We start from the raw sequence: 24,194 nt of genomic DNA, 5'->3' as shown, positions 1-24,194 counted from the left end.
TTCATGTTTATTGGACAAAAACGAAGCCGCCGTTGTGAATTAGCTACATCCCGTCGTGCTTCCACACGTGTCGCACTTCATGCAGGTGCCATTGCGCACCAGCGTGAAGTTAGCGCACTCCGGGCACATCTCGCCCTCATAGCCTTTTGCCTTCGCTTCGGCGCGGCGCTCGGCCTTGGTCGGTGCGATTGCCGGCGCGGCGACCTTGCCTCTCTGCTGCTGCTCTAGCCGCTCGGTCGGCGAGAGATCGTGACCGGTGTCCTGCTTCAGCGCGGCCGCGCCTTCGAGCGTATCGCCGGCGCGCGAAGAGGAGAGGGCGGTGACGTTGGCCCCCGCAAGGGCGGAGGGAGCAGAAGAACGCGCGCTGTTGTCGAGATTCACCCCACCCCGGCTCGCCGCGGCGTGCTCTTGCACGCCAGGGCTTGCCGAACCTCCCCCTCCAGGGGAGGGTACCCCTCCGCGCATGACGACGAGGTTGTCGGTGCGTGAGCGGGTCAGGCCCTTCGACACATAGCGGGTGGCCTGCTGGCCTTCCGGCGTCTTGCCTTCGGCCACGCCCTTGCCGAGCGCGTCGAAGCCGGTCTCCGACGGATCGACATGGGCGAGGTCGTAGCGTCCCATATAGCTGACGGCGAGTTCTCGGAATACGTAGTCGAGGATCGAAGTCGCGTACTTGATCGAGTCGTTGCCCTGCACCGGTCCCGCCGGTTCGAAGCGGGTGAAGGTGAAGGCGTCGACATATTCCTCCAGCGGCACGCCGTATTGCAGGCCGAGCGACACCGCAATGGCGAAGTTGTTGATGAAGGAGCGTAGCGCCGCGCCTTCCTTGTGCATGTCGATGAAGATCTCGCCCAGGCGGCCGTCGTCATATTCGCCGGTGCGGACATAGACCTTGTGGCCACCGACCACGGCCTTCTGGGTATAGCCCTTGCGGCGGTCCGGCATCCTCTCGCGCTCGCGCAGCACGACAATGCGCTCCACCAGCTTCTCAACAACCTTTTCCGCCACCTGCGCGGTTCGGGCGGCCATCGGCTTGTCCATCAGCGCCTCGATCGCGTCGTCGTCGCTGTCATCATCGGCGATGAGCTGCGAGTTGAGCGGCTGGGACAGTTTCGATCCGTCGCGGTAGAGCGCGTTGGCCTTCAGCGCGAGCTTCCACGACAGCAGATAGGCCGACTTGCAGTCTTCCACCGTGGCGTCGTTCGGCATGTTGATGGTTTTCGAGATCGCGCCCGAGATGAAGGGCTGCGAAGCCGCCATCATGCGGATGTGGCTTTCGACCGAGAGATAGCGCTTGCCGATCTTGCCGCAGGGGTTGGCGCAGTCGAACACCGGATAGTGCTCGGCCCTGAGGTGAGGCGCGCCTTCCACCGTCATCGCGCCGCAGATGTGCACGTTGGCGGCTTCGATTTCGCGCCTGTTGAAGCCGATCGCGGCGAGCAGGTCGAAGGCCGGCGAGGCGAGGGCGTCGGCGTCGACCCCGAGCGTGTCACGGATGAAGTCCTCGCCGAACGTCCATTTATTGAAGGCGAACTTGATGTCGAACGCGGTGGGCAGCGCCTTTTCCACCTTGGCGATGGCCTCGTCGGTGAACCCCTTGGCCTTCAAGGTGGAGACGTTGATGCCCGGCGCGTTGGACAGCGAGCCGTGGCCGACCGCATAGGCCTCGATCTCGGCGATCTCGCTCTCGCGATAGCCAAGCGCGCGCAGCGCCTCCGGCACCGCGCGATTGATGATCTTCCAGTAGCCGCCGCCGGCGAGCTTCTTGAACTTCACCAGCGCGAAGTCGGGCTCGATGCCGGTGGTGTCGCAGTCCATGACCAGGCCGATGGTGCCGGTCGGCGCCACCACCGTGACCTGGGCATTGCGGTAGCCGTGCTGCTCGCCGAGCGCGAGCGCGTCATCCCACGCCCTGGTTGCGTGGGCGATCAGGTCCGCTTGCGGGCAGGAGGCGTGGTCCAGCGGCACCGGGTTGACCGCGAGCGCCTCATAGCCGTGTGCCTGACCGTGCGCGGCGCGGCGGTGATTGCGGATCACGCGCAGCATATGGCCGGCGTTTTTCTTGTGGCCGGGGAACGCGCCGAGTTCGCCGGCCATTTCAGCGGAAGTCCCGTAGGCAATGCCGGTCATGATCGCGGTCAGCGCGCCGCACAGCGCGCGTCCTTCACGCGAGTCATAGGACAGGCCCATGGTCATCAGGAGACCGCCGATGTTGGCGAAGCCGAGACCGAGCGTGCGGAATTCATAGGAAAGCGCGGCGATCGCCTTCGACGGAAACTGCGCCATCAGCACCGAGATCTCCAGAACGACGGTCCAGAGACGAACGGTGTGTTCATAAGCCTCCACGTTGAACTGCTTCGAGGCGGTATCATAGAACGTGATCAGATTCGCGGAGGCGAGGTTGCAGGCGGTATCGTCGAGGAACATGTATTCCGAGCATGGATTCGACGCGCGGATGTCGCCGGACGCCTTGCAGGTGTGCCAGTCGTTCATCGTGGTGTTGAAGTGCAGGCCGGGATCGGCCGAGGCCCAGGCGGCGTAGCCGATCTTTTCCCAAAGCTCGCGCGCCTTGAGGGTCTTCGTCACCTTCCCGTTCGTGCGTCCCTTCAGATTCCAGTCGCCGTCGGTCTCGACCGCGCGCAGGAAGTCGTCTTTCAGCGATACCGAATTGTTGGAGTTCTGGCCGGAGACGGTGAGATACGCCTCGGAATCCCAGTCGGTATCGTAGACCGGGAAGTCGATCTCCTTGTAGCCCTGCCGGGCGAACTGGATGACACGCTTGATGTAGTTGTCAGGCACCTGGGCGCGGCGGGCGAGCTTGATCTCACGGCGCAGCGCCGGGTTCTTTTCCGGCAAGAAGCAGTCGTCGCCCGAGCCCTCGCAGTTGACGCAGGCGCGCATCACCGCCTTGAGGTGCTTCTGGTTGATCCTGGAGCCGGTGACGAGGGCGGCGACCTTCTGCTCCTCCTTCACCTTCCAGTCGATATACTGCTCGATATCAGGGTGATCGGCATCGACCACCACCATCTTGGCGGCGCGGCGCGTGGTGCCGCCGCTCTTGATGGCCCCAGCCGCGCGGTCGCCGATCTTGAGGAAGCTCATCAGGCCTGAGGAGCGGCCGCCGCCCGAGAGGCGCTCGCCTTCGCCACGTAACCGCGAGAAGTTGGAGCCGGTGCCGGAGCCGTATTTGAACAGGCGCGCCTCGCGCACCCACAGATCCATGATGCCGCCTTCATTGACGAGGTCGTCCTCGATGCCCTGGATGAAACAGGCGTGCGGCTGCGGATGTTCATAGGACGACTTCGACCTGATCATCTTGCCGGTCTGGAAGTCGACGTAGTAGTGGCCCTGGCCGGGGCCGTCGATGCCATAGGCCCAGTGCAGGCCGGTGTTGAACCACTGCGGCGAGTTCGGCGCCACCATCTGGCGCGCCAGCATGTAGCGCAGTTCGTCGCTGAAAGCCCGCGCGTCGTCTTCAGAGGTGAAGTAGCCGCCTTTCCAGCCCCAATAGGTCCAGCAGCCGGCCAGCCGGTCGAAGACCTGCTTCGCCGAGGTTTCCCCGACGATGCGTTCGTTCTCGGGGAGGGCGGCGAGCGCCTCGGTATCGGGGATCGAACGCCACAGCCACGAAGGGACTGTTTCCTCCTCGACTTTCTTCAAGCGCGCCGCGACGCCAGCTTTCCGGAAATACTTCTGCGCCAGTACGTCGGAAGCGACCTGCGACCAGAATTCCGGCACTTCCACATTTTCGAGGCGAAACACCACCGAGCCGTCCGGATTTCGAATCTCGCTCGTGGTCAGCCGGAAATCAATCCCGGCATAGGGTGAATGGCCGTCCGTGGTGTAGCGCCGTTCGAATCGCATTGTTTCGTGCCCCGTAACTGTCCGTCACCGCTTCGTGCGGCAGCGGCGGTTTCCCTTCGCGAACCTAGCGCCCGCGGTTTGGCCGGCCGGCCAAACCTGTCCAGTCAGGTTTCACCGGACCTCAAGCCCGCGAGGCGGACTCGGACTCAACGCCTCGCATCCCCAATTTGAACCGGTTTTGATCCGGCTCTCCGTACTCCTGATGCCCCAAGCCCCCCGGGGCAATATCGTTCACCAGCCGCTGCCTCTACCGGCGGATGGAGTAGCCCGATCTTGATCTCCAGAGCCTTTCCGCTTCTGATTGAATCAGAAGCGGGCTCCATGATTTTGATTTGACGCGTTTTCTTCACGCGAACCGGTGTCCACTTCGCTTGAAAACGCTCCTAGGAGCGTCCGGCGGGAACCCGAAAACACTCGCGCCTGACAGGATCGAAGCTAGGGCGACTCCCTTGCATGCGTCAAGGACTAGTGAGAACCTGTGAATCAAACACTAAATATGGTGGAAAGGGAGAGGCCAAGCATCGAATTTGGCCTGAATTGCTTCAAGTATCAGTGAGTCTCCGGGGATTCCCAACGGCAAATCCTTGAAGTCGCCTCCCCGAAATGAATTTCGCCCGCTGTTCACAAGGCAGTTGTTTAATGCAGGCGAAGGGTTGCCAAAGGCAGCGACTCGGCGCGCAGCGGCGATCGAAGAAAAGCAAAAGAAAAGGAGCGGTGGTTTCGCACCGCTCCGGGATTAAGGCCTAATCGGCAAGTGTTGGTAGCGTCTTGGTATTATTAGCGACTTGGGCAGGGATGACGTCTGCCGTCGCGGCCCAGATAGGTTCCGGAACGCACATCGTATGATCTGAACCGCCGCTGGCAGTAGGTGATATCGCCGCCATTGGATCGAACGACGGTTGGAGCGACAGCCGCGCCGTCGTCATAATACCCGTCATCATACCCGTAATAATCGGAATAGAAGGGCGATCCGCCCCAACCCCATCCGCCGCCCCAACCCCACGGGCTGCCCCACAAACCTCCACCCCACATTCCTGCGCCCAACAGACCTCCGCCAATAAAACCGGGGTAGAATCCACCGCCCCAGCCGCCGCCCCAACCGCGGCGCCACCCGCGACCGGCCCAGCCGATGCGATGCGCGCCCCAGCCGCGTCCAGCGAAGCCCATGCGATGTCCGCCCCAACCGCGACCGGCGAAGCCCATGCGAGGTCCACCCATGCGCATCCCGCCGCCTCGCCAACCGCCGCCCATCCCCATGCCCATGAACCGGCCGCCGCCCATCCCCATGCCCATACCACCCATGCCCATACCGCCCATGCGGCCGAATCCCCTTTGGGCTTCACTTGGAGACGACGTCACAATTAACGGAGCTAGCGCGATGACGGTCGCCGCTAGAACGGATTTGAAACGGAACATATTGGTAACTCCATGTTCAGGTAATCCAATCGAAGGCTTCGCTCAACCAACCAAACGTGGCGACAAAGGGTGAGTTCCGCAACCTTACCCGCAGACATGTTCCATCCCGGGCGCGCGCATGCGCTTCAGCAGAATATTTTTCTAAAAATTCTTTTTGAACAAAATGCTTGGGTGAAAATCTTCATTTATAGGTTCATCGTTCACAAGATTGCGTGACCGTGCGTCATTCAGCCGCTTCACTCGCATTCGCGTTATGACGCCTTGGCTTTCCTGCCTTTTCCAGAATCGGCTTTAAGAACTTTCCGGTATGGCTGCGCGGCGCCTTGACAATGTCTTCCGGGGTTCCCCAGGCAACAATCTCGCCGCCTCCGTCGCCGCCATCGGGACCGAGGTCGATCACCCAGTCCGCGGTCTTGATGACTTCAAGATTGTGCTCGATCACCGCAACCGTATTCCCTTGCGTGACCAGCTCGTGCAGCACTTCAAGAAGTTTCTTGACGTCATGGAAATGCAGGCCGGTTGTCGGTTCATCGAGAATGTAAAGCGTGCGGCCGGTCGCTCGCTTCGACAGCTCCTTGGCGAGCTTGACGCGCTGCGCTTCACCGCCCGACAGCGTGGTCGCCTGCTGTCCCACACGGATGTAGCCAAGGCCGACGCGCTGCAACGTCAGGAAAGTGTCGCGCACGCGCGGCACCGCCTTGAAAAATTCGGCGGCTTCCTCGACCGTCATGTCGAGCACGTCCGAAATCGACTTGCCTTTGAACAGCACCTCCAGCGTCTCGCGATTGTAGCGCTTGCCCTTGCAGGCGTCGCAGGTGACGTAAACATCAGGCAGGAAGTGCATCTCGATCTTGATGACCCCATCGCCCTGGCAGGCCTCGCAACGTCCGCCCTTGACGTTGAACGAGAAGCGGCCTGGCGCATAACCGCGGGCCTTGGCTTCGGGCAACCCGGCGAACCACTCGCGGATCGGCGTAAAGGCGCCGGTGTAGGTCGCGGGATTGGAGCGCGGCGTGCGCCCGATCGGTGACTGGTCGATGTCGATGATCTTGTCGATGTGCTCCAGGCCTTCGATACGGTCATGGGGCGCGGGGGGATCGCTCGCATTGTTCAGCTTGCGCGCGATCGCTTTGTAAAGCGTGTCGATCAGCAGCGTTGACTTGCCGCCGCCGGAGACGCCGGTGATGCAGGTGAACAGGCCGAGCGGGATTTCGGCGGTGACGTTCTTGAGATTGTTGCCGCGCGCGTTGACCAGTTTGATGGTGCGGCGATGGTTCGGCGGCCGACGCTCGGCTATCTCGACTGACAGCTCGCCTGTCAGATATTTGCCGGTCAGCGATTTTGGATTGCGCATGATGTCGGCCGGCGTGCCCTGCGCGACGATGTGGCCGCCGTGAACCCCGGCGCCGGGGCCGATATCGAGCACATGGTCGGCGAGGCGGATGGCATCCTCGTCGTGCTCGACAACGATCACGGTATTGCCGAGATTGCGCAGCCGCTTCAGGGTTTCAAGCAGGCGGGCATTGTCGCGCTGGTGCAGTCCGATCGACGGCTCGTCCAGCACGTAAAGCACGCCGGTGAGGCCTGAACCGATCTGCGAAGCAAGCCGGATGCGCTGGCTCTCGCCGCCGGACAGCGTGCCGGAAGCGCGTGATAGCGTGAGATAGCCAAGGCCGACGTCGAGCAGAAACGACAGCCGCTCGCGGATCTCCTTGAGGACGCGACCGGCAATTTCGTTCTGCTGCGCCGAGAGCATTGTCGGGATCGTCTCGAACCATTCACCGGCGCCGCGAACCGACAGTTCGCTGATCTCGCCGATGTGCTTGCCCCCGATTTTGACGCACAGCGCCTCCGGCTTGAGTCGATAGCCCTTGCAGGAATCGCACGGCACATCGGAGAAATACTTTCCGAGCTCCTCGCGCGCCCATTCACTTTCGGTCTCGCGATACCGGCGCTCGATGTTGGGGATGATGCCTTCGAACGGCTTCCTGGTTTCATAGGAGCGCACGCCGTCTTCATAGGAGAACCGGATCTCGTTGTCGCCCGAGCCATGCAAAAGCGCGGCCTGCGTCTTCTTCGGCAGATCCTTCCATCTGGTATCGAGAGCGAACTTATAGAATTTTCCGAGCGCGGTGAGCGTCTGCAGGTAGTACGGTGACGACGATTTCGCCCACGGTGCGATCGCGCCTTTGCGCAGTGTCAATTCCCTGTTCGGGATGACCAGATTTTCATCGACATGCTGCTCGACACCGAGACCACCGCACTTCGGGCAAGCGCCGTAGGGATTATTGAACGAGAACAGCCGCGGCTCGATCTCGGGAAGCGTGAATCCCGATACGGGGCACGCGAACTTTTCCGAGAACAGGATACGTTCAGGCCCGCTTCTGTCATGAATCTTCGCGACCTTCTTCTTTTCTCCCGCTCCGGGGGCGAGCGGAGGAGGGGCATCCGCATATTCGATCACCGCCAGCCCTTCCGCGAGTTTCAAGGCAGTCTCGAACGACTCAGCCAGCCGCTGGCCGAGGTCCGGCCGGACGACGATGCGGTCGACCACCACGTCGATATCGTGCGGAAACTTCTTATCCAGCGCTGGAGCGTCGGCGAGCTCGTGGAACGAGCCATCGATCTTGACGCGCTGAAAGCCCTTCTTGAGGTACTCCGCCAGTTCTTTTCGATACTCGCCCTTTCGGCCGCGAACGACCGGCGCCAGCAGATAGAGCCGCGTGCCATCAGGCAACGCCAGTACCCGATCGACCATCTGCGACACCGTCTGGCTCTCGATAGGCAGGCCGGTGGCGGGCGAATAGGGCACGCCGACGCGCGCCCATAACAACCGCATGTAATCGTAGATCTCCGTCACGGTGCCCACGGTGGAGCGCGGGTTCTTCGACGTCGTCTTCTGTTCGATGGAGATCGCAGGCGACAGCCCGTCGATCTGATCGACGTCGGGTTTCTGCATCATCTCCAGAAACTGACGCGCGTAAGCCGACAGCGACTCGACATAGCGGCGCTGGCCTTCGGCATAGATGGTGTCGAACGCCAGCGAGGACTTGCCGGAGCCGGACAGGCCAGTGAACACCACCAGCTTGTCGCGCGGGATCTCCAGATCGACGTTCTTCAGATTATGTTCGCGCGCGCCGCGGATCGTGATGGCGCGACTCGCGGGGCTCGATTGTTGCCGCTTGGCCTTTATGACTTCGTCCATGACAGGGCTTTATCCAGGCGTAAGAACCGCGCCGCGCTTGGGCGCGCCGCGCCGGTCGAAACCCCCGGAGCGACGCCGTTCGTGGCAATCCGTTGTGGCAGTCCGTGGAACGTAGATAGAACAGCGGGAGATTTCCAGAGGGCGGCAACGATCATAGAGCGTTTTCAAGCGAAGCGGACACCGGTTCGCGTGAAGAAAACGCGCCAAATCAAAACCATAGAGCCAGCTTCTGATTCTATCAGAACCGGAAAGGCTGTAGACGATTGCATCGCAAGGAAAGCCCGGCAACACTTTCATAGCTGCCCGCTTTGGCGATTCTTGCGAATACGCACCGATCCCGGTGCAAACAAAAAAAGGCCGGCAAAAGCCGGCCTTAAAGAGTTTACCAGGGAAATCTGATCAGGCGCGATCAGTACCGCGCGATGGCGGGGCCACCCCAACGGTAATTGATGCGCGCGGTAACGATGTCCACATCCTGGCTGATGTTGTCCGTTCCAAACAGCGTACCGGCCACTCCCGCAACGCCATTGTTGGTGAAGGTGTGCCTGCTGTTGCCCATGAAGATGTGATCGTACTCGAAGGCGAGCGACCAGTTCGGCGCGAACCCATACTCCAGGCCAACGCCCACGACCGCACCCCAGCGGTTGTTGTTGACGCTGTCGGTTGCCTGGACGCCGGTTGCGGTAACAAGGCTCCGATATCGGTTGGAGGTCACGGCGGCGCCGCCCTTCACGTAGAGCAAGGTGGCATCCCAGGCATAACCGACCTGACCGGTAAACAGGCCGAACGCATTCAGATTGCTGTTGTTGGTGAAGGCCGGGAAGGCGAGGCTGACATTGCGGCCGCTCAGATCAGCCCAGTTGCCCTGAGCCTCGAGGCCGAACACCCAGTTGGTCGCCTGCCAGCGATAACCGATCTGGCCACCGGCCGTGCCGCCGGTTGCGTCGTGGCAACCCTCACGCGACACGACGACACCCGCGGGCGTCGTGAAGTCCCAGCAGTTCCGGCTCGATCCCCAGCCGCCGTTCGCACCGATATAGAACCCGCTCCAGTCGTAAATCGCGGGCAGCATCGGAGGGGGAGCCTTCGTATAGGGGCGCGGGGCAAGGTCGGCCGCAACGGCTGGCGCGGCGCCAAGGCCAATAGCGAGAGCGCTGACGGCTCCGATCAGTAGCTTGTTCATTTCGATCCCCCTGATTTTGCTTTAATTTCAATCGCTAAAGCACGAGCGCTGGTATTCACCCCGAATTCTGTGAATCACTTATACGCTCCGGCGCGACAAAATGCCGTCTCTCAAATGCAACACGTTAGTTCAAATCGGCTCGCCTTCTGCACTCCCCGGCCGGAAAATTGGGCCCCCCGGGTGGCGAGACCCTGAGCAAATCTCCGCCCTGCTATTGTTGAGAACGAATAAAGAACATAATATATGGCGCATTCGATCGTGGATAACCTGGCGTTCGGCCTCTCGGCGCGGCGAGGGGAGTGTAGGTTGCCTGAACGCCTGCCACGGCTGGATAGAGGGGCGGGGATTTGAAGTGGAACGCCTGTTTGGGTTATCGCCGGTTTGGGCTAGCAATCGGGACGGGACAATTGGAGAACGGCGATGGCGGGTAGCGTGAACAAGGTTATTCTGATCGGCAATCTCGGCGCCGACCCGGAGATCAAGCGGACCCAGGACGGACGGCCGATCGCCAACCTGCGGATTGCCACCTCTGAAACCTGGCGCGACAGGACCAGCGGCGAGCGAAAGGAGAAGACCGAGTGGCATCGCGTCGTGATCTTCAGCGAAGGCCTCTGTAAGATCGCTGAGCAGTATCTGAAGAAAGGCTCGAAGGTCTACATCGAGGGACAGTTGCAGACCCGAAAATGGACGGACCAGAGCGGCGTGGAAAAATACTCCACCGAAGTGGTGCTTCAGAACTTCAATTCGACTCTGACGATGCTCGATGGCCGCAATAGCGGCGGCGGCAGCTTCGGACCTGACGATGCCGGCGGCGGCTTCGGGTCCGGAAGTCCATCCGGCAGCGCGCCGCGCCGCGCCGCGGCTGCCGACAGCCATCGCGGCGACATGGACGACGACATTCCGTTTTAGGCGAGGGAGTGAATGTAAGCCTGCTCGGCGCTGCGGCGATTTTGGCGATCCCGGCAGGATTCGAACCTGCAACCCGCGGAGTAGAAATCCGCTACTCTATCCAGTTGAGCTACGGGACCGTTGAGACTTCATCCCACCGCAATATGAAAAAACCGCCTTCGAGCCAAGCCCGGATCCGAACCATTTCGACCGGGCGAACGACGAATATGCGCGATCCGCTTGTCTCGGGTGATCCATTATCGAAAGCCTTGTTACCGGCTGTAATATCGGCTGTGTCCGAAAATGGTGATCGAGATTCGGCGGATTGGTCCTATATCGTAACAACGCCAGGTAAGGCCATGAGTTAATCCAGCTTTTCGTGCATTTACGGGCGCGGACGGCATGTGCGACACTACGCTTTGCGTTCAGACCTGTATTGTGCACTTAAATGACAAACGTCCATCGGTAAATATAGATTGTTAGTGGAGTTTTAGCTGTAACCGCAGCCTTTTAGCTGTAACCGCAGCCTTGGACGCGCGGTCGGGGACGCGAGTGTCAATTCGATCCGGCACAGCGCGGAAGTCGAATCCCGGAGAACGCCCAAGCGACATTTGCGCGCGCGTGCGCGCGGGGAGAGCTTTCATGACCAGGCTGGTTCGTGCCGTAGCCTTTTGCGCGACCTTGCTCATCGGGCTGGGATCTATCGCCCAGGCGGCGGATAAAGCCTTCAAGCGCGACGATCTGGCCGATGCGGCGATCAAGCTCGAAGCCCAGATCAAGAGCGAAGCCGGGGCGGTCGCCAAATCGGGCCCGATGCTGCGTACCGATGCCGACACGGCCTTCAAACGAGCCGATTTTCGCAGTGGTCTTCAAATACTCGGCCAGATCGCAACCGTCGCGCCGAACGATAGCGGCAACTGGCTGCGCCTGGCGCGGACCATCTTCCAGATCAGACCCGCCACAAGTCAGGAGCAGACTTTCCTGCTGGAGCGGGCCTCCACCGCCGCTTATCTCGCCTACCAGCGGGCGACCGAATCGGCGACCGAGGCTGATGCATTAGCGGTTCTCGGTCGCGCCTTTTCGGATCGAAAGCTGTGGCGGCCGGCTCTCGATGCGTTGCGGCTCTCGCTCGATCTGCGCGAGGTCGCAGGCGTTCGCGAACAATACGAAAAAATGCGGGACGACCACGGCTTCCGGCTGCTCGATTACACGGTGGATTCGGATTCGGCATCGCCTCGGGTCTGCTTTCAGTTCTCTGAGGATCTTGCCAAGAGGGTCGACTTCTCACCCTTCGTCGCGCTCGCAGGAGATGACCGGCCTGCGCTGTCCTCCGAGGACAGACAGCTTTGTGTCGAGGGGCTCAAGCACGGTGAGCGCTACAATATCAATCTGCGCGCCGGCCTGCCGTCGACCGTGAAGGAAAGTCTGCCGAAATCCGCTGAGTTCAACGTCTATGTGCGCGACCGCAAGCCGTTCGTCCGCTTCACCGGACGGGCCTACGTGCTGCCGCGCACTGGCCAGCGCGGCATCCCGCTGGTCAGCGTCAACACCCAGAATGTGACCGTCAAGGTGTTCCGGGTCGGCGACCGCAACCTCATCAACACCGTTATCGAGAGCGACTTTCAGAAGGCGCTTAGCGGCCATCAGTTATATGAGCTCGGCCACGAACGCGGGATCAAGGTCTGGTCGGGCGAGGTGACGACGGCATCCACCCTGAACGCCGATGTGACGACGGCGTTTCCGGTCGATGAGGCGCTGGGAAACCTCCAGCCCGGCGTTTACGTGATGACGGCCGCGCCCAAGGGTCCGGGTTCGACGGATGACGACGAGTCCGGCTCGCTGGCGACCCAGTGGTTCATCGTCTCGGATCTGGGCCTGAGCGCCTATTCAGGTAATGACGGCATCCACGTTTTCATCAATTCGCTGGCGACAACTGATGCCGTGGACAAGGCGGAAGTCCGCCTGGTCGCCCGCAACAATGAAATCCTGGCAACCCGGAAGACGGATGCATCCGGGCACGCGCTATTCGAGCCGGGGCTGGCGCGAGGCGAAGGAGGTCAGTCGCCCGCGCTGCTGACGGTCAGCACCGACAAAGCCGATTATGCGTTCCTCAGCCTGAAGTCGAATGCATTCGATTTGACCGATCGCGGCGTTTCGGGCCGCGCCGTGCCGTCGGGAGCCGATGCCTTCCTTTATGCGGAGCGCGGCGTCTACCGCTCGGGCGAGACCGTGTATCTCACTGCGTTGCTGCGGGACGGGCAGGGCGTTGCCGTGACCGGCGGCCCCCTGACGCTGGTGGTCGAACGGCCCGATGGCGTCGAGTACCGCCGCGCCGTCGTATCGGATCAGGGCGCGGGGGGACGAAGCCTGACCCTGCCGCTCAATTCAGCGGTCCCGACCGGAACATGGCGGGTTCGCGCGTTCACTGACCCGAAAGGACCGTCCGTCGGCGAAACCACGTTCATGGTCGAGGACTATGTCCCGGACCGGATTGAATTCGATCTGACCACCAAGGCGACACAGATTGCCGCTGATACTCCGGTGGAACTCAAGGTCGATGGCCGTTTCCTCTACGGCGCTCCCGCGTCCGGCCTGCAGCTCGAAGGCGATTTACTGGTTGCGCCTGCCGACAGCCGTCCAGGCTATGCGGGGTATCGATTCGGCGTGCCTGATGACGAGGCCACCGGTAACGAACGCACGCCGATCGAAAACCTGCCCGAGGCCGATGCAAACGGCGTCGCCACGTTTCCCGTCAGCCTCGCGACGGCCCCGTCATCGGACCGGCAGCACGAAGCGCAGATTTTCATTCGCATGGCGGAGGCGGGCGGCCGCGCGGTCGAGCGAAAGATCGTGCTTCCGGTGAAACCGTCCGCCGCGATGATCGGTGTCAAACCGTTGTTCGCCGACAAGAGCGTCGCGGAGGGGGACAGAGCCAGATTCGACGTCGTCTTTGTGGCGCCGGACGGAACGTCGCTTGCCCGAAAGGGTCTGCGCTATGAGCTGCTCAAGCTGGAGAGCCGCTATCAGTGGTATCGGCAGAACTCGTACTGGGAATACGAACCGGTGAAATCGACCAGGCGGGTGGCCGACGGCGATCTCTCGGTTGCCGCCGACAAACCCGCGCGGATTGAACTCTCCCCGCAGCCGGGGCGCTACCGGCTCGACGTCAAATCATCCGATTCAAACGGTCCTCTGACATCCGTTCAGTTTGACGTCGGCTGGTATTCCGACGGCAGCGCCGACACGCCCGACCTGCTGGAAACCTCGATCGACAAGCCGGATTACCAGTCCGGCGACACCATGGTCGTTTCGGTCAACGCCCGGACCGCGGGCAAGCTCACGATCAATGTTCTTGGTGACCGGCTGCTGACAACCCAAACCGCCGAGGTCAAGGAAGGCACGTCTCAGGTCAAAATCCAGGTCGGCAAGGATTGGGGCACGGGAGCTTATGTCGTGGCGACGCTGCGGCGGCCGCTCGACGTCGCCGCGCAGCGAATGCCCGGCCGCGCGATCGGCATCAAATGGTTCGGCATCGACAGGAGCGCGCGTACCCTTTCGGTCAACCTCTCGCCGCCGGAACTGGCGCGACCATCCGCGCCGCTTAAGCTGCCTGTGAAGGTCGGCGGCCTAAGTCCCGGCGAAGACGCCAAGATCGTCGTCGCCGCCGTTGACGTCGGCATCCTCAATCTCACCAATTACAAGCCGCCAGCACCCGACGACTACTACCTGGGCCAGCGTCGCTTGACGTCTGAAATCCGTGATCTCTACGGACAACTGATCGACGGCATGCAAGGAACGCGCGGCCAGCTCAGGACCGGCGGCGATTTCGCGGGAGCGGAGTTGCAGGGCAGCCCGCCGACGCAGAAGCCGCTCGCGCTCTATTCGGGCATCGTCACGGTCGCCGCGGACGGCACGGCGGAAATCAGCTTCGACATTCCGGAGTTCGCAGGCACGGCGCGCGTGATGGCGGTCGCCTGGACCGCGACCAAGCTCGGGCGTGCGACGGTCGATGTCACGGTACGTGATCCGGTGGTGCTGACGGCGACCCTGCCGCGCTTTCTGTTGACCGGCGATCGAGGCACGATGAGCTTCGATCTCGACAATGTCGAAGGTCCACCCGGCGATTATACCGTCAACGTCGGAACGTCGGGGCCGGTGAAGGTAGCGGGCAACGCCACGACCGCGATCAGGCTCGCGGCCGGGCAACGCAGTTCGATGGCGCTGACGCTCGATACCGCGGGCTCCGCCGGCGCTGCCCGGTTCGACATCGATATCAAGGGACCGAACGGCCTGACGCTGGCGCGGCATTACGACCTCGAGGTCAAGCCCGCGACCCAGATCCTGGCGCGCCGCTCTGTGCGAACGCTGGCGAAGGGCGAGAGCCTGACGCTGACCTCGGACATGTTCTCGGACCTCGTGGCGGGGACGGGAGGGGTGTCGATGTCGGTCGGCCTGTCCTCGGCGCTGGACGCGGCAAGTGTCCTGAAGGCGCTCGACCGCTATCCGTTCGGCTGCTCGGAGCAGATCGCAAGCCGGGCGATGCCGCTGCTCTACGTCAATGATCTCGCAGCGGAAGCCCACCTCGCGATGGATACCAGTGTCGACGATCGCATCAAAAGCTCGATCGAGCGGCTGCTGGCAAGGCAAGGCTCGAATGGTTCCTTCGGCCTGTGGTCGTCCGGCGGCGAGGACTCCTGGCTCGACGCCTACGTCACGGACTTCCTGACTCGCGCTCGCGAGAAGGGCTTCTCCGTCCCGGACCTTCAGTTCACGAGCGCGCTCGACCGCATCCGCAATTCCGTGGTGAATGCAGCCGAGCCGGAAAAGGACGGCGGTCGCGACCTCGCTTACGGGCTTTACGTTCTCGCCAGGAACGGCGCCGCCCCGATCGGGGATTTGCGTTATCTGGCCGATACCAAGTTGAACAATCTGGCGACGCCGATCGCCAAGGCGCAGCTTGCCGCGGCGCTCGCACTGGTCGGCGACCGGGCGCGCGCTGAACGCGTTTATACTGCTGCGGCTGAAAGCCTTGCGCCGAAGCCGGCGCTCGAATTCGGCCGGACGGACTACGGCTCGGCGCTCCGCGACGCCGCGGCGCTGGTATCGCTCGCGAGCGAGGGCAACGCGCCGCGAGCCACGGTCACCCAGGCGGTGCAGCGGGTCGAGGCGGCGCGAGGGTTGACCTCCTCAACCTCCACGCAGGAGAACGCGTGGCTGGTCCTGGCGGCGAGGGCGCTTGCGAAAGAGTCAATGTCGCTCGACGTCAACGGCGCGCCCGTTAAAGCCGCGCTTTATCGCAGCCACAAGGCGGCCGAGCTGGCCGACAAGCCGATCAAGATCACCAACACCGGCGCAGCCCCGGTGCAGGCGGTGATTTCCGTGACCGGCGCGCCGGTTACTCCCGAACCGGCGACCTCGAACGGCTTCGTAATCGAGCGTAGTTACTTCAACCTCGACGGAACGCCCGCGGATCCAACCCAGGCCACGCAGAACGACCGCTTCGCCGTCGTTCTCAGGATCACCGAAGCCAAGCCGACATACGGCCACATCCTGGTGGCGGACTATCTTCCGGCAGGATTCGAAATCGACAATCCTCATCTGGTGTCCTCCGGCGACAGCGGGACGCTCGACTGGATTGAGGACGGCAAGGAGCCGGTCAGCACTGAATTCCGCGACGACCGCTTCACCGCCGCCATCGATCGCACTGCGAGCGACAAGGCGGTGTTCACCGTGGCCTATGTCGTGCGCGCGGTGTCGCCCGGAAAATACGTGCTGCCGCAGGCATACGTGGAAGACATGTACAATCCCTCGCGCTACGGCCGCACGAGCACCGGCCGCGTCGAGGTGCGTTCAGCGAAATGACCGCGCCCGACACCCCTGCAACGACCGGGCGGCCGCGCCGCTGGCGGCGGGTGAAGCTGGCCGCGGCGATGATGGCGGTTGTCGCGGTCGTCACCACCGGAGTGGTCGCGGGCTGGGTCGTCTCGCTCGGACCGCTGCCGCTGGCGAAGGCGCACGAGGTTTCGACCACCGTGCTCGACCGAAACGGCAAATTGCTGCGCGCATTCGCCATGGCGGACGGCCGATGGCGATTGCCGGTCGATGCCACGACCGATGTCGATCCCGGATATCTCAATCTGCTGCTGGGTTATGAAGACCAGCGGTTCTATTCGCACGCGGGCATCGACCCGCTCGCGCTCGGCCGCGCGGCGCGGCAACTTCTGACTCGCGGTCACATCGTCTCCGGCGGCTCGACCATCACCATGCAGCTCGCCAGGCTAATTGAACCGCGCCAACGCCGCTCGATCTACGCCAAGCTGCATCAGATGGTTCGCGCGCTCCAACTCGAACGTGAGCTTACAAAGGGCGAGATCCTCAACCTGTATCTGACGCTCGCGCCGTTCGGCGGCAATCTCGAAGGTATTCGCGCGGCGTCCCTTGCCTATTTCGGCAAGGAACCGAAGCGGCTGTCGCTGGCGGAGTCGGCCCTGCTGGTCGCCTTGCCGCAATCGCCGGAACGACGGCGCCTCGACAGACACCCTGCGGCTGCGCGCGCGGCCCGCGACCGCGTACTCATGCGCATGGTTGAGGACTCGCGCATCAGCGCGGAAGACGCAAGGCGGGCGATGGCGGTGCCGGTCCTGCGGACGCGACGGCCGTTTCCAATGCTGGCGCCGCATTCGGCGGATCAGGCTCTGGCTATCAACAAGGACTCGAACCTGATCCGGCTGACGCTGGAATCCGGATTACAGCGCCAGCTCGAAGCGCTTGCGCGCGACCGCGCGGCGGCGCTCGGACCGGGCATTTCGGTCAGCATCATCGCGGTGGACAACGCCACCGGCGATGTGGTCGCCCATGTCGGCTCCGCGGATTATTTCAGCGAGCGGCTGGCCGGACAGGTGGACATGACGCGGGCGGTGCGCTCGCCGGGATCGACCCTGAAGCCGTTCATCTACGGACTGGCCTTCGAAGACGGGTTTGTTCATCCGGATAGCCTGATCGACGACCGCCCGGTCCGGTTCGGCAGCTACGCACCGGAAAACTTCGACATGATGTTTCAGGGCACCATCCCGGTGCGGCGGGCCCTGCAACTATCGCTGAACGTTCCGGCGATCGAACTGCTGGATCGCGTCGGCGCGAGCCGGCTGTCGTCGCGGCTGAAGCAGGCGGGCGCCAGTCTGGTGCTCCCCAAGGACGAAGCTCCGGGTCTGGCGATGGGACTGGGCGGCGTCGGCGTGACGCTCCATGACCTGGTGCAGGCCTATTCCGGCATTCCCAGACTGGGCAGCGTGATGCCCTTACGCGAGATCGAGCGCGACGACTCCAGCGTCCGCTCGCCTTTGCGGCTGCTGGATGCCGTTGCCGCCTGGCAGGTCGGCAACGTTCTTTTGGGAACGCCCCCGCCGGAAAACGCAGTCCGGAACCGGATCGCGTTCAAGACCGGCACGAGCTACGGCTATCGCGATGCGTGGTCCGTGGGCTTCGACGGCCGTTTGACCATCGGCGTCTGGGTCGGACGGCCGGACGGTGCGCCGGTTCCCGGTCTTATCGGACGTGTCGCGGCTGCGCCCATTCTTTTCGATGCCTTCGCTCGCACCGGCCGGTTGCCCGCGCCGCTCCCGAAGGCTCCGCGCGGAACCCTGATCGTCGCCAATGCAAAACTTCCGCTTCCCTTGCAGAGGTTTCGTTCCGCCGGTGAACTCATCAGGACCGCCAATCACGAGCGCAGGCTCCATATCCAGTTTCCGCTGAACGGCTCGCGGATCGATGCCGGAGCAGGGCAGGGAACGCTGTCGCCGCTGCCGGTGAAAGTGGCGGGCGGTAGCCCGCCGATGACGATGCTGGTCAACGGGAAAGCGGTGGGAGCGATCGACGGCCGACGCCAGCGGATGATCGACCCTCCCGGGCCGGGATTCGTCCGGCTGACCGTGATGGACGCGGCTGGCACCACGGACACAGTTACGGTCAGAATTCAATAGCGGCCGGCTCAGCGGTTGTCCCTGCCTCGGGTTCAGCGTATGCGCAATCCCATGGCCGAGCCCCATTCCAGCCCCCGATTTGGACGACCACGCGAGCCGAAGAACCCGTTGCCCATGGGACGGGGTCTGGCGATCGTGATCGGCTTCGTCGTCGCCAGTCATCTCAGATCGGCACTGTTTCTCACGGTCTTCGGCCTGCTGTTCTTTCTGCCTGGTTTCTTCAACATCCCGCCAATCGACCGCGACGAGGCCCGTTTCGCGCAGGCGACCAAGCAGATGGTCGAGACCGGCGACTTCGTCGACATCCGCTTTCAGGGCGAGGTGCGTTACAAGAAGCCGGTCGGCATCTACTGGCTACAGGCGGCCGCCGTCGAAACGGCTTCAGCTCTCGGCCTGCCGCGCGCGCAGATTCGCATCTGGCTCTATCGCGTGCCTTCCCTGATCGGCGCGATTGGCGCTGTGCTTCTGACTTATTGGGCGGCGCTTGCTTTCGTAACGCGGCGTGGCGCTATCTTGGCCGGACTGATCATGTGCGGGTCGGTCCTGCTCGGCGTGGAAGCGCGGCTCGCGAAGACGGACGCGATGCTGCTGCTGACCATTGTGGCGGCGATGGGCGCGCTTGCGCGAATCTATCTGTCGTCCGAGCGGGGCGAGAAACCCGAGCATCCGTCCTGGACGCATCCGGCGATCTTCTGGACGGCGATCGCGGGTGGAATCCTGCTGAAAGGCCCTTTGATCCTGATGTTCGTTGGATTGACCATCGGGGCCGTCGCCATTCTGGATCGCTCCGCGTCATGGCTTTGGCGGCTGCGGTCGGTCTGGGGGCTGATGTGGGTGCTTGTCCTCGTCATGCCGTGGTTCGTGGCGATCTTCCTCCGCGCCGGCGACACATTTTTCACGGACTCGATCGGCGGCGACATGCTGAGCAAGCTCGCGGCTCAGGAATCACATGGAGCGCCGCCCGGCACCTACTTCCTGCTATTCTGGATTACGTTCTGGCCCGGCGCAGCGCTCGCGGGGCTGGCGGCGCCCGCGGTCTGGCGCGCGCGGCGGGAGCCGGAGGTGCGGTTTCTGCTCGCGTGGCTGATTCCGTCATGGGTCGTGTTCGAACTCGTGTTGACGAAGCTGCCGCATTATGTGCTGCCGCTCTATCCGGCGATCGCGATCCTGTCGGTATGGGCGCTGGAGCGCCGCGTCCTGTCGCGATCATGGCTGACCAAGGGGACGGCATGGTGGTTTGCCATTCCCGCGATAACCCTGGTGCTCGCGATCGTCGCGACCATTACCTTGACGCGCCAGCCGGTTTTCCTGGCCTGGCCGTTCGCCGCGGTGGCCTTGATTTCCGGGCTGTTCGCATGGTGGCTCTACGACGACGATAACGCGGAGCGCTCCCTGCTGAATGCCGTTCTGGCGGCGCTATTCCTGAGCGCTTCCGTCTACGGGATCATCGTCGCGGCGCTGACGCCATTGTTTCCGAGCCCGGAAGTCGCGCGCGCGCTGCGAAATGTCGAGTGTGTCGGACCGAAGGCAGCGGCGGCGGGCTATCATGAGCCAAGTCTGGTCTTCATGACGGGGACATCGACGCTGCTGACCGACGGCTCCGGGGCCGCCGATTTCCTCAGCCATGGAAGCTGCCGGTTCGCGCTTGTCGAATCCCGTTCCGAACGGGCCTTCGCACAGCGCGCCGAGGCGATCGGTTTGCGCTACAACGTTGCAACGCGTATCGACGGTTTTAACTTCTCGCAGGGCAAGACGATTTCGATCGCCATCTTTCGCTCCGAGGGAACGCGTTAAGATAAGAGACGACATGTCCACCAGAACGACGGCGCCCACGGTTTCCATTGTCGTGCCTGTGCGAAACGAGGCGAACAATATCGCGCCCCTGATCGAGGAGATCGCGGCGGCGCTCGATGGCCGATGGGATTACGAGATCGTCTATGTCGACGACGGCTCAACTGACGCGACCGCTGAGCGGTTGACGGCGATCATGACCGAGCGCGGCACTGTGCGCCAGATTCGTCACGAAAAGTCATCGGGCCAATCGGCAGCGGTTCGGACCGGGGTGCGGGCCGCACGCGGTGCGATCGTTGCGACGCTGGATGGCGACGGCCAGAACAATCCGCAATTTCTGCCGGAACTCATCATGGCGATCGAGAAGGGCGAGGGACGCATTGGTCTCGCCGCCGGTCAGCGCGTCGGCCGCAAGGATACCGGGTTCAAGAAGTTCCAGTCGCGAGTAGCCAATAAGGTGCGAAGCCGGGTGCTGAGCGATGGAACGCGCGACACCGGCTGCGGGCTGAAAGCCTTTCGGCGGGAGGTGTTTCTGTCCCTGCCTTATTTCGACGGCCTGCACCGGTTTCTCCCGGCGCTGGTGCGGCGGGAAGGCTATGACATCGCCTATGTCGATGTGACGGACCGGCCGCGACGTTCAGGCGTGTCGAATTACGGATTCTTCGATCGCCTGTGGATCGGAATCATTGATCTCGCCGGTGTGTGGTGGCTGATCCGCCGCAAGAGATCGACGCCGGTTGCAACCGAGGTAATGCGTCATGGCTGACATCGCCGGGATGCTGACGAACTATTTCTACGACGTGTTCGTGGCTAATTTCGACGGCTGGGTGGTTCTCGGTTTTGTCGCGCAGGGTTTCTTCACCATGCGGTTCGTCGTGCAATGGATTGCATCCGAACGCGCGCGAAAGAGCGTAATCCCCGTGGCGTTCTGGTTCTTCTCGATAGGGGGTGGAGTTCTTCTTCTGGTTTACGCCCTTTACCGGCGAGACCCGGTATTCATCGCCGGCCAGGCGCTCGGCCTCATTGTCTATTTCCGCAACCTGTATTTCATCATTCTCAATGGACGCCAATCATCGGCGTGAGACGTCAACGCTAATCAGGCGCTGGTTGTTGGGCTGAAGCAATCCGTCACAAGCCGGAGGCGGGAGCCTTCATTGATGGGCGTTGAAGGCCGCAAAACCCCGATCGAGATCGGCCTTGAGATCGTCCACGTTCTCAAGCCCGATCTGTAGCCGCAGCGTGGGTCCGCCCGGCGCCCACTTTGTCGCGGTCCGATACGACGCGCAATCGAAGGGAATGACGAGGCTCTCAAAGCCACCCCATGAGTAACCCATGCCGAACAGCTTCAGCGTATCGAGCAGCGCGCTGACCGCTTGCTGCGGCGCGGGCTTGAGGACGATGCTGAACAATCCCGGTGCGCCGGTGAAATCCCGTTTCCAGATCGCATGACCGGGATCGTCCGGCCATGCCGGATACAGAATTCTGGTCACTTCCGGCCGCCGCGCAAGCCACTGCGCCATGTTCATCGCGGCCTGCTGGTGATGATAAAGCCTCACCGCAAGGGTGCGTAATCCTCGCAGAGTCAGAAACACGTCGTCGGGTCCTACGCATAGGCCGAGCAGGCGGATGGTCTCAGTGAGCGCCGGCCAGGCTTTTGAATTGGCGGCGATGGTTCCGAACATGACATCGGAGTGCCCACCGATGTACTTGGTCGCCGCCTGGATGCTGATATCCACGCCTTGCTCAAGCGCGCGGCGGAAAAGAGGGGTTGCCCACGTGTTGTCGTCGATCACAATCGCTTCGCGCGCGCGCGCTGCGGCCGCGATCGCGGGAACGTCCGGCATCTCCAGGGACTGGGAGCCTGGCGCCTCGACCATCACCGCGCGGGTTTCCGGCCGGAACAGCGCGGCGATCCCCGAACCGATCAGCGGATCGAAGTAAGTGGTCTCGATTCCGTAGCGCGCCAGAAACCCATCGCAGAACTGTCGCGTCGGACGATAAACATTATCGCAGACGAGGAGATGATCGCCGGCCTTCAGCACGGACAACAGCGCCGTGGAAAGCGCAGAGACACCTGATGGAACCAGACCGACACCCGCGCAATGCGGACCCTCCAACGCCATCAGCGCATCCTGCAGCGCGCGGGTCGAAGGCGTGCCGTGCCGTCCGTACTGGAATTCTCCGCGGTGGGCGTAAAGGTCGCCGGCAGTCGGATAAAGCACCGTCGAGCCGCGGACGATGGGAGGATTGACGAACCCTTTCTGGGACGCGGTGTCTCGACCCGAAACGACCAGTCTGGTTTCCGCCCGAAGCGAATCCGTGGATCCGTCGCTCTTCGACAAGGTCATATCTTCTGCGTTGCTAAACGAGGCATTTTGCCGCTGACACCTGTCCCGAAATTCGCCGGATGTCAGTTCCAGAGCGGATGGGTAGTAACAGGAAAGAAAAGACCTTCGTCAACCCCCGTATATCGCACCCCTGTGCCGCGGAGCCGAATGCCAGGCTTGAAACGCGGCTCCGCAACCCATATCGCTCGCTGATCCCCACTTCACGAGGAGGCGTTGCTGGAAACGGATGCGAATGCTGGGAGTTCGCCGGTCGTTCAGTAATGGAGTTCAACTTATCGCCGACCCCGGGTAGAAAGCCACTGCGAAGCTTCATCAGTGTGAAGCTTCATCTGTTCTCAACCCTGGTTGATCGACAAAGTCCGTCTTTGGCCTGATTCTGGTGGGAGAAACGAATCGGCCGGTCGCATGAAACCGAACGACTGAACGGCGCGAACTGAAGCCATTGACGTTCTTGAAAGGCATTGCCATGAAATGCATATTGACTGCTATTTTCGCTATCGTTGCTGGTATTTCATTACAATCGGCATCCGCGCAGGAGCAGGAATCCGCGAAGCCGAAGACCACGCTCGAAGCAGTCAAGGCGAGAGGCGCGCTGTCGTGCGGCGTCACTCAGGGGTTGCCGGGATTCTCCGCCCCTGACGACAAAGGAAACTGGACCGGCCTCGACGTGGACATCTGCCGCGCGATCGCGGCCGTGGTGTTCAACGATCCCACCAAGGTCAAGTTTGTTCCGCTGTCCGCGAAAGACCGGTTTATCGCCCTGCAATCCGGCGAAATCGATGTGTTGTCGCGCGATACGTCGTGGACGCTCTCGCGCGACACCTCGCTCGGAGCAAATTTCACCGGCGTGACATACTACGACGGACAAGGCTTCCTGATCAGGAAGTCCCTCAAGGTGAACTCGGCGCTGGAATTGAACAGCGCATCCGTCTGCGTCCAGACCGGCACCACGAACGAACAGAATCTCGCCGACTATTTCAAAAGCAACAAGATGAAGTACGAGGTCATTGCGTTCAGCACCGCCGACGAGACAATCAAGGCTTACGAATCCGGCCGGTGCGATGTGTTCACCTCGGATATTTCACAGCTCTACGCCCAGCGGCTGAAGCTCCTTAATCCCGCCGATCATGCGGTTCTGCCGGAGGTCATCTCGAAAGAGCCGCACGCGACGATGGTGCGTCACGGCGATGACCAGTGGTTCGATCTCGTCAAGTGGACGCTGTTTGCAATGATCAACGCCGAAGAACTCGGCATCACGAAGAAGAATGTTGACGAAATGGCCAGATCGGAGAATCCCGAACTCAAGCGCATCTTCGGAACCGACGGCAATTTCGGCGAGCAGCTCGGCGTCACCAAGGATTGGGTTTCGCGCATCATCAAGGCCGTCGGCAACTATGGCGAATCGTTCGATCGTAACGTCGGCGCCGGCTCGCCGCTCGGGATCGCGCGAGGACTCAACAAGCTCTGGAATCAGGGCGGCATCATGTACGCGCCGCCGATCCGCTAGCGTCGACGCGAAG

The 24,194-nt window shown here is 62.3% G+C and carries 12 protein-coding genes and 1 tRNA gene; 7 read left to right on the top strand and 6 right to left on the bottom strand.

The window, feature by feature from the left end:
- Window positions 1–39: 39 nt before the first annotated feature.
- The 4 genes from NWI01_RS10800 to NWI01_RS10785 all read right to left on the bottom strand — a co-directional run bounded on the left by NWI01_RS10800 (window position 40) and on the right by NWI01_RS10785 (window position 9,668).
- A complete protein-coding gene (locus tag NWI01_RS10800) occupies window positions 40–3,864 on the bottom strand; it encodes a vitamin B12-dependent ribonucleotide reductase (RefSeq protein ID WP_141383850.1) in 3,825 nt (1,274 codons plus the stop codon).
- A gap of 777 nt (window positions 3,865–4,641) precedes the next feature.
- Window positions 4,642–5,280, bottom strand: a complete 639-nt coding sequence (locus tag NWI01_RS10795; RefSeq protein WP_141383849.1) for a BA14K family protein — start codon at window positions 5,278–5,280, stop codon at window positions 4,642–4,644.
- 223 nt (window positions 5,281–5,503) lie between these two features.
- Window positions 5,504–8,485, bottom strand: coding sequence for an excinuclease ABC subunit UvrA (gene uvrA, locus NWI01_RS10790; protein WP_141383848.1), 2,982 nt, complete (start codon window positions 8,483–8,485; stop codon window positions 5,504–5,506).
- Between the two features lie 409 nt (window positions 8,486–8,894).
- Window positions 8,895–9,668, bottom strand: coding sequence for an outer membrane protein (locus NWI01_RS10785; RefSeq protein ID WP_141383847.1), 774 nt, complete (start codon window positions 9,666–9,668; stop codon window positions 8,895–8,897).
- Between the two features lie 420 nt (window positions 9,669–10,088).
- Between NWI01_RS10785 and NWI01_RS10780 the strand changes: the two genes are divergently transcribed.
- A complete protein-coding gene (locus NWI01_RS10780; RefSeq protein ID WP_141383846.1) occupies window positions 10,089–10,577 on the top strand; it encodes a single-stranded DNA-binding protein in 489 nt (162 codons plus the stop codon).
- Window positions 10,578–10,619: 42 nt separating this feature from the next.
- On the opposite strand, the gene NWI01_RS10775 is transcribed toward NWI01_RS10780, so the two are convergent.
- Window positions 10,620–10,696: transfer RNA gene (locus NWI01_RS10775), tRNA-Arg, on the bottom strand.
- 502 nt (window positions 10,697–11,198) lie between these two features.
- On the opposite strand from NWI01_RS10775, the gene NWI01_RS10770 reads away from it, so the two are divergent.
- From NWI01_RS10770 to NWI01_RS10750, 5 genes are read left to right on the top strand one after another with little or no spacing between them, the layout of a single operon-like run.
- Window positions 11,199–16,418: an alpha-2-macroglobulin family protein gene (locus NWI01_RS10770; RefSeq protein WP_141383845.1), complete on the top strand. Its 5,220-nt coding sequence runs from the start codon at window positions 11,199–11,201 to the stop codon at window positions 16,416–16,418.
- Window positions 16,415–18,535 carry a penicillin-binding protein 1C gene (pbpC, locus tag NWI01_RS10765; protein WP_141383844.1) on the top strand — a complete coding sequence of 707 codons (2,121 nt, stop codon included), beginning with the start codon at window positions 16,415–16,417 and terminating at the stop codon, window positions 18,533–18,535. Before NWI01_RS10770 ends, pbpC begins: the two co-directional genes overlap by 4 nt.
- A gap of 51 nt (window positions 18,536–18,586) precedes the next feature.
- A complete protein-coding gene (locus NWI01_RS10760; RefSeq protein ID WP_181410437.1) occupies window positions 18,587–20,329 on the top strand; it encodes an ArnT family glycosyltransferase in 1,743 nt (580 codons plus the stop codon).
- A gap of 13 nt (window positions 20,330–20,342) precedes the next feature.
- A complete protein-coding gene (locus tag NWI01_RS10755; protein ID WP_141383842.1) occupies window positions 20,343–21,092 on the top strand; it encodes a glycosyltransferase family 2 protein in 750 nt (249 codons plus the stop codon).
- Window positions 21,085–21,408 carry a lipid-A-disaccharide synthase N-terminal domain-containing protein gene (locus NWI01_RS10750; protein WP_141383841.1) on the top strand — a complete coding sequence of 108 codons (324 nt, stop codon included), beginning with the start codon at window positions 21,085–21,087 and terminating at the stop codon, window positions 21,406–21,408. The genes NWI01_RS10755 and NWI01_RS10750 overlap by 8 nt, the downstream gene beginning before the upstream one ends.
- 69 nt (window positions 21,409–21,477) lie before the next feature.
- Here NWI01_RS10750 and metC read toward each other — a convergent pair whose 3' ends face one another.
- The gene (metC, locus tag NWI01_RS10745) at window positions 21,478–22,674 is read right to left on the bottom strand and encodes a cystathionine beta-lyase (protein WP_141383840.1); all 1,197 of its coding nucleotides are present in this window, start codon (window positions 22,672–22,674) and stop codon (window positions 21,478–21,480) included.
- Window positions 22,675–23,140: 466 nt separating this feature from the next.
- Between metC and NWI01_RS10740 the strand changes: the two genes are divergently transcribed.
- On the top strand, window positions 23,141–24,181 hold the full coding sequence (locus tag NWI01_RS10740; RefSeq protein WP_141383839.1) for an amino acid ABC transporter substrate-binding protein: 1,041 nt from the start codon (window positions 23,141–23,143) through the stop codon (window positions 24,179–24,181).
- The last annotated feature ends 13 nt before the right edge of the window (window positions 24,182–24,194 follow it).

The sequence above is a fragment of the Nitrobacter winogradskyi genome (genome assembly GCF_006539545.1).
GTDB lineage: Bacteria > Pseudomonadota > Alphaproteobacteria > Rhizobiales > Xanthobacteraceae > Nitrobacter > Nitrobacter winogradskyi_A.
Note: the sequence above shows the minus strand (reverse complement) of the source record. Positions and strands in the feature narration are given on the sequence as shown.

Bases quoted from the DNA above. Each gene is read 5' to 3' on its own strand.
- NWI01_RS10770 (WP_141383845.1), top strand. From the start codon at position 11,199: ATGACCAGGCTGGTTCGTGCCGTAGCCTTTTGCGCGACCTTGCTCATC.
- NWI01_RS10740 (WP_141383839.1), top strand. From the start codon at position 23,141: ATGAAATGCATATTGACTGCTATTTTCGCTATCGTTGCTGGTATTTCA.
- NWI01_RS10780 (WP_141383846.1), top strand. From the start codon at position 10,089: ATGGCGGGTAGCGTGAACAAGGTTATTCTGATCGGCAATCTCGGCGCC.
- NWI01_RS10795 (WP_141383849.1), bottom strand. From the start codon at position 5,280: ATGTTCCGTTTCAAATCCGTTCTAGCGGCGACCGTCATCGCGCTAGCT.
- NWI01_RS10785 (WP_141383847.1), bottom strand. From the start codon at position 9,668: ATGAACAAGCTACTGATCGGAGCCGTCAGCGCTCTCGCTATTGGCCTT.
- uvrA (WP_141383848.1), bottom strand. From the start codon at position 8,485: ATGGACGAAGTCATAAAGGCCAAGCGGCAACAATCGAGCCCCGCGAGT.
- NWI01_RS10755 (WP_141383842.1), top strand. From the start codon at position 20,343: ATGTCCACCAGAACGACGGCGCCCACGGTTTCCATTGTCGTGCCTGTG.
- pbpC (WP_141383844.1), top strand. From the start codon at position 16,415: ATGACCGCGCCCGACACCCCTGCAACGACCGGGCGGCCGCGCCGCTGG.
- NWI01_RS10800 (WP_141383850.1), bottom strand. From the start codon at position 3,864: ATGCGATTCGAACGGCGCTACACCACGGACGGCCATTCACCCTATGCC.
- NWI01_RS10760 (WP_181410437.1), top strand. From the start codon at position 18,587: ATGGCCGAGCCCCATTCCAGCCCCCGATTTGGACGACCACGCGAGCCG.
- NWI01_RS10750 (WP_141383841.1), top strand. From the start codon at position 21,085: ATGGCTGACATCGCCGGGATGCTGACGAACTATTTCTACGACGTGTTC.
- metC (WP_141383840.1), bottom strand. From the start codon at position 22,674: ATGACCTTGTCGAAGAGCGACGGATCCACGGATTCGCTTCGGGCGGAA.